Raw genomic sequence first — 10736 nt, 5'->3', positions numbered from 1 at the left:
ATCGCGCCGTTACTGACAACTACGCCCTGATTCTCAGAAAGTTTGGCACCGATAGAAAAGTTCAGGGGTTTGCCGTGCATATCTGTGACTCGTCCACCGGCTTCCTCGACTACAATTGTCCCCGCCCCATGATCCCAAATCTTCTCCCGGTAGTCTGGAGACTTGGGTGATGGTAAGCGCAGATAAAGTGCTGCCCGACCCGCAGCGACGGCTCCATATTTGGCTTGAGAGTCCATCCGTAGTGAGGATGCCGTAATTCCCACCGCCTTCGCTACTGCATCCTGCCGCCCATGATCTCCATGACCGGATTCTACGCTTTCGACAAACCGCATATTCTCGACATCATCGGCTTTGGTGACATGAATGGGATGGGGTTCCCCACCAGAGATGGGCATCATTGTTGCTCCTTGACCACGCACCGCCACAAATAGGACACCCTGTTCGCCCTCTGGCTGTTCCGGGACTACAGGCAGTGCTGGACACGCCAGAACGCCGAGTTTCACTTCACCCCCTTCTACTAACGCTAACGCCACTGCGTATTGATCTTGGCGGAGAAATCCTTTAGTTCCATCAATGGGGTCTAGCGTCCAATAGCGCTGTCCCACCTGACCATTACCCCGATCAATCCAGCTCAACACGGCTTCAGGTGTAGCATCGCCAACAACGGCTTGCACGTAGCTAGTTACTTGAGCCAACTGGTCGGCTTTTTCCGGTTCACGCAAATCAGCGGCATCTTCTTCTCCTACCACCGGATCATCAGGAAAGGCAGCAGCGATCGCACGGCAGATAACTGCCTGGGAGCCAAAGTCAGCAACGGTTACGGGGCTTTTATCACTTTTTTCCATCGCTTCCGGCACCCTTTCATGGCGCACTTGCTCGCACAGTTTGGCGGCTGCCAGTGCCGCTGCAATCGCTACCTGTTTCTCTTGCTCGTAAGCCATTATTTCAAAATCTCCTTGTTGGTCACACCACTAGCCTATAATTTAACCAGCGAATAAGCGATTAGCAAGGCATTAAATAAGTTCAGCAAGGGAACTGGTAAAAGGCTTGTTAAAAATGAGACAATATTTCAGTCAACAAACATTAATAACAATCAAGAATTAAAGCCTGAATAAATTCCTTATCCTGGCGAAGACTCTAACAAAAAGCGCCTATTTAACCGCTGAATAGGTCTTGCATTCATGGGAAAATTTTGGCTAAACTTCTGAATCTGAGTCCTTGATACTTCAATAGGCTCTTCAAAAACAATCCATTGTACAATTTCTATTTTGTGATAGTTTCAATCCCTGATAGGGATTAAGAGCCAGCCAGTGGTTAAAACCACTGTCTCATAGCTAAAGTCGTCTTTAGACGACTGGATAAGAGTTTTAGTCCACTTAAGTGGACTTAAGCTATTAGCCCGGAGTTTTAACTCTGGGTGGGTTTTCAGGTTTACTGACAATGGTGCAAGATGTGAGGTTTAAACAACATCAAGGGAGTCCACAAGAAATTAGATGAGCGAGTTTCAATCCCTGATAGGGATTAAGTGGAGTTTAAACGAAGTTCCGTGCCAGATAATAAAAATCGATCAAGGTTTCAATCCCTGATAGGGATTAAGTGGAGTTTAAACTAGGAATGGCAGACTTTTTCCTAGAAATTGCTAGGTTGTTTCAATCCCTGATAGGGATTAAGTGGAGTTTAAACTAAGTGCAAAACTTTGAAAATTTCGGCATACTTGGTTTCAATCCCTGATAGGGATTAAGTGGAGTTTAAACGTGTGTGAGGATTGCCGCAATCTTTGGGCGTATGTTTCAATCCCTGATAGGGATTAAGTGGAGTTTAAACCCGATGGCTTTATGCTTGGGGTAATGGGATCTGGGATGGAAGTTTCAATCCCTGATAGGGATTAAGTGGAGTTTAAACCGCAGGCATCCAGAAGGCTTACAGTATTTAGTTTTCAAGGTGCGTTGGTGACAGTCTCCTCTTATGATAGCATTCCAGAGCCAACGGTTGACAAGAGGAAAACTTGAAATTAGCTGAAATCTAGTCATAGCAAGGCTTTCAGGAGCGGTGACACCCTTCATCAAAAGGCAAAGGCTGCAAACCCTTGTCGAATAAGGAATGCAGCCCCAAAAATGGACTCTTCTCAAAAAACACCTACAGGTTGTCACCATCAAGCAAAAAAATCTAGTTATCTCGCAGTATATCACCACAATACGAGTCAATCCTGGGTCTACTTAAGTCGCCAAATCCGAATAGTGGCATCTCCACTACCACTGGCTAGAGTGCGTCCATTGGGACTAAACCCCACAGAATAAACGGTATCTGAATGAGTTTTGAGCGTAGACTTTTCCTTCAGAGTGCTAAGATCCCACAGCTTAATCGTATTATCTCTACTGCTACTAGCCAGGATTTGTCCATTGGGACTAAATGCTAGAGAACGCACCGAATCTGAATGTCCTTGTAAGGTGCCAAGGTTCTTTCCAGTAGCACTATCCCATAGTTGGATAATTCCCTCATAATTACCACTGGACAGAATCTTTCCGTCTGGGCTAAAAGCAAGACAATAAACCGGAGCTGAAGCACATTTAACGGAGCGACTCTGCTTTCCTGTTGTAAGATTCCACAATTTAAGAGTTGTGTCATAACTGCCACTGGCTAAAGTTTGTCCATCGGGACTGAAGGCAATGCTGTAAATCGAGTGGGAATGTGCCTCTATTGTGTACTTTTCCATCTCCATGTCGATATCCCAGAATTTGAGAGTTTGGTCAGTACTGCCACTCACCAGAAACTTACCATCTAGACTAAAAGCAACGGTATAAATTTCACCAATATGTCCTTTGAGGGTGCAAATTTCTTTCCCAGTCCGAACGTCCCACAGCTTAATCGTTTTGTCAGCACTGCCACTAGCCAGCATCTTACCATCGGGGCTGAATGCCACAGAATACACTCGGTCTGAATGCTTAGAAAACCAACTCCCAAGAGTCCTAATTTCCCAAGCCATACTCACCTGCCACAACTTAATGGTTTTGTCGGCACTACCACTGGCAAGAATACTGCTGTTTGGACTAAACGCCACAGAATACACTCCCTCTGAATGTCCAGAGAGAGTATTAAATAAGGAAGCTTTCCCTAGCTCTACCTTCGGGCTAGAAATTCGTGAGCGCGTTCCTCTCACCTTTTCTAATGCTTGTATTACATCCTCAGCAGACTGATACCGCCGCTTGAGGGTAGTCTGAACCATCTTGTCGAGAATATTAGAAAATCTGCCACTCACCGGATTTTTAACTAAGTAATGCCGCCAACTAAAGCCACTTTCTAGGGGATTGTAGAGGTCAAACGGCTCTATGTGAGTTAACAAGTGAATGCAAGTCACGCCTAAACTATAAAGGTCACTCGCAAATACAGCTTTACCAAAGAGTTGTTCGGGTGCAGCATATCCCGCAGAACCGATGCTTGTCCCGGTTTTGGCTAAAGCCGTTGCCGTGGCATATTTAGCAGCACCAAAATCTACGAGCACTACTCTGTTATCAGCGTGACGGCGGATGATATTTTCGGGTTTGATATCTCGATGAATAACCTGTCTAGTATGGATGTATTGCAGGGTTGGCAGTAACTCACTCAGCAGGTTACGAATCTCTGCTTCTGTAAACGTGCCACATTGAGCTAATTCTTGGGCTAAGTTCTGCCCATCGATGAATTCCTGCACAGTGTACAGATAACCGTCTTGCTCGAAATGCGCCAATAGTTGGGGAATCTGGGGGTATTTGCCCACCTGTTCTAAGCGCACGGCTTCGGCGCGAAATAATTCTGCGGCTTTCTGGGGATTGTTCTGCCGTTGAGGGTAAAATTGCTTGATGGCACAATAGGCTTTCGATGGCTGAGATTCATCTTTTGCGAGTAAGGTTCTGCCAAACCCTCCAGTACCTAAGAGCCGGATGGTACGGTAGCGGTCTGCTAGCAACAGTTTTGTGCCACAACTCTGGCAAAAGTTACTTCCCTCAGGGTTGCGGGGTCTGCAACAGCGAGGATTGAGGCAGTAGCTCATCAAAATAGTCCTTCTTCAACCGTCTGCCCTCTGCCTTCCCTAAAAGAGCGCTGAACTCTGGCAAAGCCTCTCAAATAGACTTACACTGGAAAAACGATAGCTGCAAAACGTATCAAAATCCTAACTAACGATAATTATAATTATTATGGTGTTTTTTGCCGAGTTTCCTTAGATAGAGTCAGTGCTTTCCATTGAAAACACTGGGAACTTGTCAAGCTTGCTTTAAAACCGTTGTCTTTGGAAAGTGCCGATCGCACGCTATTATCGAATTCAACCTGAAGTAGTACGGAAACTGTTCTGAAGAACAGCACAGCAAAGCCGAACTGTATGCCTGCGTGTCTAACTAACCTTATAGTGGATGTTAACGATGAGTACCATTCGCGTTGCTCTTATTGAAGACCATGACCTAACTCGGATTGGCATCCGAACAGCACTACAGCAGCGGGGTGAAATTGAATTTTTGGGGGAAGCCTCTACAGGTGCTGAAGGTCTAAAGTTACTGGAAGCTGTCAAACCCGATATCGGCATCGTTGATATTGGTCTTCCAGATATGGATGGAATTGAACTGACAAAGCGGTTTAAAGAGTCTCAACTCGGTCAGGAGGATTCCCCAACCAAGATTCTAGTCTTGACGCTGCAAGATAATGAAGAAGCGGTACTCGCAGCCTTTGCTGCTGGTGCCAACTCCTACTGCATGAAAACGATAAGTTTCGATAACTTGCTAGAAGCGATAGTTTTCACGAGTGAAGGGAATGCTTGGATCGATCCAGCGATCGCTAAAATAGTACTCAAGCAAGCCAGACTCAGTGAGGCGGACGCGAATACCCTAGCAGCTCCCGAAACCGTAAGCATTAATGCTGCTGCCAATGAGTACAACCAACTCTTAGAAGCTTATCCACTCACCCAACGAGAACTAGAGGTTCTACAGCTCATTGTGGAAGGTTACAGCAATGCGACAATCGCTGAAAAGCTTTACATCACTGTAGGAACTGTCAAAACTCATGTTCGGAATATCCTGAATAAGCTGTGCGCCGATGACCGCACCCAAGCTGCGGTTCGCGCTCTCCGCTCAGGTTTGGTCAGTTGAGCAACAGCGATTGAAAAGCACTTCGCCCTAAAGCGCGTAGGTGCCAGCAAGAGGCACAAGGAAGGCAACAGGAAAGTTCCTTGGCACTCCTTTGCCTCTTAACCCTATAAAGAGATAAGTAAATTCCCCTAGCTCCCCAGCTCTCTCCCTTCGTAATACAGAGCTTAGATGTATTAATATTATAAGTTTAATGCGATAACAGTAGCACCAAACACTAGGGGCATCTTCAGTGGGAAGAAGGTTTGGAGAATTTTATCCGGTTTAGTTTATTGGTAGACTTGCAACTGCCTCCTCAAAATCCAATGGATTATATTCTCAAACTATCGTCTCAAACTTAAGAAGGAACCGGAGTTAACACATGAGTCAGGCAGATAAACTCAAACTGATGGTGGTGGACGACGAGCCTGACAACCTAGATTTGCTCTACAGAACGTTCCGGAGAGATTTTCGCGTCTTCAAAGCCGATGGAGCGATGAGCGCCCTTAGAATTCTGGACGAAGAAGGGGAGATGGCAATCATTATTTCCGATCAACGGATGCCTTTGATGAACGGCACAGAATTCTTGAGCAAAACCGTTGATCGCTTTCCGGAGACGATTCGTATTCTTTTGACCGGTTACACTGATGTCGAAGATTTAGTAGAAGCTATAAACTCCGGCAAAGTTTTTAAATACATTACCAAACCTTGGAACCCTGAAAATCTAAAATTAGTCGTTCAACAAGCTGCTGAAACGTACCGAGTCCTCAAGACAAGAACCAACGAACTTCGCCGCGCCTTACGACGTGAAGAACTGTTTAATGCAGTGACAACAGCAATACGGGAGTCGCTAGACTATAGCAGTATGCTGCAAACTGTTGTGAAAACAATTGGTCAGACATTCGATGCCACCCATTGCATTCTGCGACCAGTAGATGGTTATCAGTTCATGTCAGAGTTTTTCTCTTACCAAGCTGAAGGTGAATCTGAAATACTCCCATTACCCACGACTGAGTCCCTCGTGCAAAATGTTTTTAAAAACTATAAAACCCAGCTTTTTGAAGACACGAGTGCTGACAATAATGACAATAAAACTGTGCATCTTGGGGTTCCCCTAATCTATCAGCAAGAACTATTAGGGGTACTTTCTCTCCATCAACAAGAAAGCACCCAGTCCTGCTGGACACCTGAAGACATTCAACTTATTGAAGCTGTCGCAGAACAAGCGGCTTTAGCCATTTCTCAAGCCAAACTTTATCAGCGTACCCAATTGCAAGCTCAACAGATGCGAGATGAGCTAGAAGTGGCTCGCCAAATCCAGAATAACTTGCTCCGTCAAAGCTGGCCCAATGTTGAAAGTGTAGGCATACAAACTCATTGCTACCCAGCTAGAGAAGTCGGGGGAGATTTTTTTGAGGTTTACATTCACCCCCAAGGGGATGTTTGGCTGGCAGTCGGCGATGTTTCTGGCAAAGGTGTTCCTGCTGCCTTGTTTATGGCGAGTGCCATTTCCATTTTACGGCGGGAACTGGCTCAAGAAACCTCTCCAGAGCCAGAAGTAGTCATGAGCAATCTCAATAGCAGTATGTCCGATGACCTCGTTAGTACCAACTGCTTTATTACAATGGTGCTGGCTCGCTATACCCCAGGTTCAGGGCGGCTTGTTTACGCTAACGCGGGTCATATTTATCCGATGGTGTGGTCTCACTACCAGGTTGTTCAACAGCACGAATCTCCCGAGCAATCGGTGACAATAGAGCCAAATTACCTTGAGGTTCGTGGTGTTCCCCTAGGCATTCTACCGATTTGGAAGGCTAAAGCTGGAATGCTAACGTTAAATTCCGGTGAAATTTTACTATTGATTAGTGATGGCATTACCGAGGCAACCCTCAAGGAGGCAATGAGCGACCAAGAGATTCAAGATAACTGTCTAAACACACTTAAGCAATCGGGTCTTTGGCAACTCCTGCTTCAAGAGCCAGCGCCCTTTGACTTGAACCATTTACTTGTTCGCATTCGAGAACGCACTAACAACGTTCAGGAAGACGACCAAACTATACTCTCTCTGGAGGTTTTGTAGTTAATGAAAACGGAGCTGAACGTACCGAGTGACTTGAAATTCCTGAGTATTGTTGAAAGCTGGCTGCTGGGAAGTTTGGAAGTGGCGCTCGGTGATTCTGTAGACTGGCAGCGTCAATCCCATCGTTTGCGATTAGCATTGGTGGAAGCTTACTCTAATGTGGTGCGTCACGCCCATCGAGATCAACCCAATTTGCCGATTTTGTTTCGCTTGGAACTCAAGGATCGGGATATTGTCCTAGAAATTTGGGATCACGGTAAAGGCTATGACATCTCTAATTACATCGAACCCGCTCCACAAGACAAGCAGGAAAGCGGGTATGGCTGGCTGATCATGCAAAAGCTTATGGATCGGGTAGAATACCGTTTGCAAGTTAATGGTCGTAACTGCCTGACATTGGAAGCAAATTTGCCAGAACCTGAAAAACCGTCTTAGACCGCTTTCTGAGTTGGGACGTTGGGGAGCTGAGGATCTGGGCAGTACTACTGTAAGTGTGGCTCATTATAATCGCCACAGCTATCTTTATTGAATATTGTTTACGAAACTTAACTTAGAAATGCCATTCTTTGATAAAAATTATAATTTTTGTTAAGTTAACTTGATTTAGCTCTCATAATATCTAAGATTTTAAATAGTCATCAAACGTTCTTGCCTATTTGCAAAGATCGCCCTTTTTTTATCCATTTGGGTTGAATAGGCTCTCAACTAATAGTTGACGTTTAGTAACTCTAAGTTTGCAATTATTCCTATGACACAGCCATTTATCCTAGCTCCCCGCTACCGACTTGATGACGAATCCCTCTGGTTAGAAGGTATTGATCCATCCCGTCACTACTGGATTGCGGTTAATGGCAGTCCTGGAATTAAGGTAGCGATTCCAGGATTAACTGTGTCATCACTTCTAGAGTGGAAGCAAATGATCCGAAAATTCCGATCGCTCCAGCCGGGTGAACAGCTTGAACTCGTGCGAATTGCCAGTCGCTGCACCATTCACTGCCTTAGTATGAATTGCTACGCGATCGCTACAGAAGTCGCTGGCGCACCTGTTTGGCATTTATTCGACCAAGAAACCCTAGACAGTTTGTTAATGACAGCGCATCCAGACTGGCAGTGCGCTCCTCAAGATATCGATTTGGGGCGTGAGTTACTAGCACGTTCCTGGCAACAAGTGGCAGCAGCTTAAGGGAACTACACCTACCGCCTCAAGTTTAAGAGTTCTTGGGGAGATGCTAGTAACTTGATTCTGGCAAAGGTAATGTCTTGGTTGGGGTTAAGTACAAATATCCAGGCAACATTGACGCCAAAGAAAGGAGTCTCTACTCTGCCAGTGACCTGAACTTCTGTGTCACCATTGTCTAAGATTTCAGCAACTCCCTGGCGGGGCAGGAGCTGCATACCTGTAGCCTCGGCGTTGAGGTAAGATGCGATCGCGTCAGTTCCTTCGATAGGCTGCTCAAATGGCGGATGCATAGCACCGCTATCGGCAAATAAAGCCGCCGTTGCTTCGTAGTTACCCGCATTCATCGTTTCAAAATAACGCAGCACTAGGGGCAGAGTTATGCCGTCTATCGTTAAGCCTTGGGTTTGAGTTAGGTAGTTGACAGTTGTCATGGGTTTTTCCTCTCGTTCGATACCAGTGTTGAACATAAACCCAGGTATCGTCCTACCCTTATAGATAGATTTGAGTACTGGGTATTCGAACAATTGGAGATAAACTATAGTTATAAAATCGGTAAATTTGCGATCTAGCTCACAGCCAGCGTGCAAGTAGCTCTCAGCAGCAATCAGGTTAAGCAACAAGCTCAGTTTTTAGGCTTTCACGTCTGCGGAATTGCTTCTGTAGATATAGATGTTGATGATTCAGCGACGAGACACCTAAAAGCGTGGCTAGCACAAGGGTATCAGGCGGACATGGCTTGGATGGAAAATCCCAATCGCCTTGATATCCGCACCCGTCTGCCAGACGTAAAATCGGTGATTGCCGTTGCCCTAAACTATTACACGCCTCACCAGCGCCCTCCAGGAGACGAATATGCCAAAATCTCCCGTTATGGTTGGGGTCGCGATTACCATAAGGTCATGCAGAAAAAGTTGAAAGCATTGACCCATTGGCTGCAAGCCCAAGGCGAAGGCATTCAAGCTCGTTACTACGCAGATACTGGACCCGTGCAGGATAAAGTCTGGGCTGAACGGGCTGGGATGGGTTGGATTGCCAAGAATGGTAACGTTATTACCCGCAAGTATGGCAGTTGGGTGTTTTTGGGGGAAGTGCTGACGAATCTGGAGTTGACGCCGGATGCTCCCCATACCCAACATTGCGGGAGTTGCACCCGTTGCCTGGAGGCTTGTCCAACGGGAGCTATCACAGAACCCTTTGTCGTGGATGCCAATCGCTGTATTGCCTATCATACGATTGAGAATCGGGCAGCAGAATTGCCGCAATCCTTAATCCCTCACTTAGAAGGCTGGGTTGCGGGTTGCGATATCTGTCAAGATGTTTGTCCTTGGAACCAGCGTTTCGCTCAACCTACGGAGGTGTCAGACTTTCAGCCTTATCCGTGGAATGTAGCTCCCACCTTGGACGAACTCGTAACCCTCTCAGATGACGAGTGGAATCGCCGCTTTCCGGCATCGGCACTGCGACGCATTAAGCCAGAGATGCTGCGGCGGAATGCCAAGGCAAATCAGTTGAGGCACGAATCATGACCGCAAGTCTGGAAAATTCTAGAGGATTTGATAAAAATGATCAAAATTTTGTCTCACAATCGGTAATTTCGCTGCTAATGTAAGCGACAGGAGGAAATGCTTTATACCATCTATTGTATCTTGTTGATTCTATAGCTACCAGAGCAAGCGATCCATGTCTCAGAACGTCATTACAAAAGAAGAGGCAAAAATGCCATCGACCACTTCCACTGCCATCCAACCCTGGTCGGCAGAAGCTGATGCTGATAAGTTAATGGACGATTTGTTTGCCGACATTGACCGGATTTTGGACGGCAGCAGCAAGTTACCGACAGAACCGGTTAAGCCGGATTACGTTTCCTTGCAGTCGATTGTGATTCCGCCCATTACGATGCCACCGGCAGTCGTATCGTCCCAAAACCTGGTAGAACAACCGCCCTCTGATGCCAGCGAGGAGACTGAAGCGAAGACTGTAAAGACGAGTGTGGCTCAAACAACCCACTCTCGTTCTAAAGGATTCAGTTGGTCCGTTGACAAAGTGTTACTGATATTTGGTGTGGTTTCGATTGCAGCAACGATCATTCTGCTGTTAACCAACCAGAAAAAGCTGACTGGATCTTGGTGGATGAATGCCGTGGATTCATCATCAACTCAAAACCAACCGCCTTCAGTAGAAGATTATAAGTTTGGTCTGTATGTTCTGCGATCGCTCGAACTCATCAACAGCAAAGCTGAAGCCGCACAGCGGGATGGAGGTGGCAACGGCAGTTTAAATTCATCTGCCGTTCCCGGCAATCGTGCGGTGGGTGTCAATCCAGGGGGGACAGTTCTTGAAAGGATATACTATCCGGTTTACCCACCCCAGACACCTTGGATACCAC

Annotated in this window: 8 protein-coding genes, 1 pseudogene and 1 CRISPR repeat array; of the genes and pseudogenes, 6 read left to right on the top strand and 3 right to left on the bottom strand. The window is 46.3% G+C overall.

Annotated features, from left to right (window positions below; genetic code table 11):
• On the bottom strand, positions 1 to 941 hold a 941-nt coding region (locus IQ257_RS27280; protein WP_193933374.1), incomplete at its 3' end, for a 3'(2'),5'-bisphosphate nucleotidase.
• 560 nt (positions 942 to 1501) lie between these two features.
• Positions 1502 to 1902: direct repeats of the CRISPR family, unit length 37 nt; unit sequence GTTTCAATCCCTGATAGGGATTAAGTGGAGTTTAAAC.
• 310 nt (positions 1903 to 2212) lie between these two features.
• Entirely contained in the window at positions 2213 to 4027 is a 1815-nt protein-coding gene (locus IQ257_RS27270) for a WD40 repeat domain-containing serine/threonine-protein kinase (RefSeq protein WP_193880731.1), read from the bottom strand.
• 367 nt (positions 4028 to 4394) lie between these two features.
• Between IQ257_RS27270 and IQ257_RS27265 the strand changes: the two genes are divergently transcribed.
• The 4 genes from IQ257_RS27265 to IQ257_RS27250 all read left to right on the top strand — a co-directional run bounded on the left by IQ257_RS27265 (position 4395) and on the right by IQ257_RS27250 (position 8353).
• A complete protein-coding gene (locus IQ257_RS27265; protein WP_193880728.1) occupies positions 4395 to 5114 on the top strand; it encodes a response regulator transcription factor in 720 nt (239 codons plus the stop codon).
• Between the two features lie 358 nt (positions 5115 to 5472).
• Entirely contained in the window at positions 5473 to 7170 is a 1698-nt protein-coding gene (locus IQ257_RS27260) for a SpoIIE family protein phosphatase (RefSeq protein ID WP_193880727.1), read from the top strand.
• Positions 7171 to 7173: 3 nt separating this feature from the next.
• Positions 7174 to 7605: an ATP-binding protein gene (locus IQ257_RS27255; RefSeq protein WP_193880724.1), complete on the top strand. Its 432-nt coding sequence runs from the start codon at positions 7174 to 7176 to the stop codon at positions 7603 to 7605.
• A 313-nt stretch (positions 7606 to 7918) separates the two neighbouring features.
• The gene (locus tag IQ257_RS27250) at positions 7919 to 8353 is read left to right on the top strand and encodes a hypothetical protein (RefSeq protein WP_193880721.1); all 435 of its coding nucleotides are present in this window, start codon (positions 7919 to 7921) and stop codon (positions 8351 to 8353) included.
• 11 nt (positions 8354 to 8364) lie between these two features.
• Here the strand turns inward: IQ257_RS27250 and IQ257_RS27245 are convergent, their stop codons facing one another.
• Complete coding sequence (locus IQ257_RS27245) at positions 8365 to 8781, bottom strand: nuclear transport factor 2 family protein (protein ID WP_193880718.1); 417 nt, start codon at positions 8779 to 8781, stop codon at positions 8365 to 8367.
• 150 nt (positions 8782 to 8931) lie between these two features.
• Between IQ257_RS27245 and queG the strand changes: the two genes are divergently transcribed.
• Positions 8932 to 9876, top strand: a complete 945-nt coding sequence (gene queG, locus IQ257_RS27240) for a tRNA epoxyqueuosine(34) reductase QueG (RefSeq protein ID WP_193880716.1) — start codon at positions 8932 to 8934, stop codon at positions 9874 to 9876.
• Positions 9877 to 10066: 190 nt separating this feature from the next.
• Positions 10067 to 10736: pseudogene (locus IQ257_RS27235) on the top strand (hypothetical protein); the annotation flags it as partial.

Source organism: Coleofasciculus sp. LEGE 07092 (genome assembly GCF_015207375.1).
In the GTDB taxonomy this organism is placed as follows: domain Bacteria; phylum Cyanobacteriota; class Cyanobacteriia; order Cyanobacteriales; family Coleofasciculaceae; genus LEGE-07092.
Note: the sequence above shows the minus strand (reverse complement) of the source record. Positions and strands in the feature narration are given on the sequence as shown.

Coding starts and splice junctions, on each gene's coding strand:
- IQ257_RS27270 (WP_193880731.1), bottom strand. CDS start 4,027: ATGAGCTACTGCCTCAATCCTCGCTGTTGCAGACCCCGCAACCCTGAG.
- IQ257_RS27265 (WP_193880728.1), top strand. CDS start 4,395: ATGAGTACCATTCGCGTTGCTCTTATTGAAGACCATGACCTAACTCGG.
- IQ257_RS27260 (WP_193880727.1), top strand. CDS start 5,473: ATGAGTCAGGCAGATAAACTCAAACTGATGGTGGTGGACGACGAGCCT.
- IQ257_RS27255 (WP_193880724.1), top strand. CDS start 7,174: ATGAAAACGGAGCTGAACGTACCGAGTGACTTGAAATTCCTGAGTATT.
- IQ257_RS27250 (WP_193880721.1), top strand. CDS start 7,919: ATGACACAGCCATTTATCCTAGCTCCCCGCTACCGACTTGATGACGAA.
- IQ257_RS27245 (WP_193880718.1), bottom strand. CDS start 8,781: ATGACAACTGTCAACTACCTAACTCAAACCCAAGGCTTAACGATAGAC.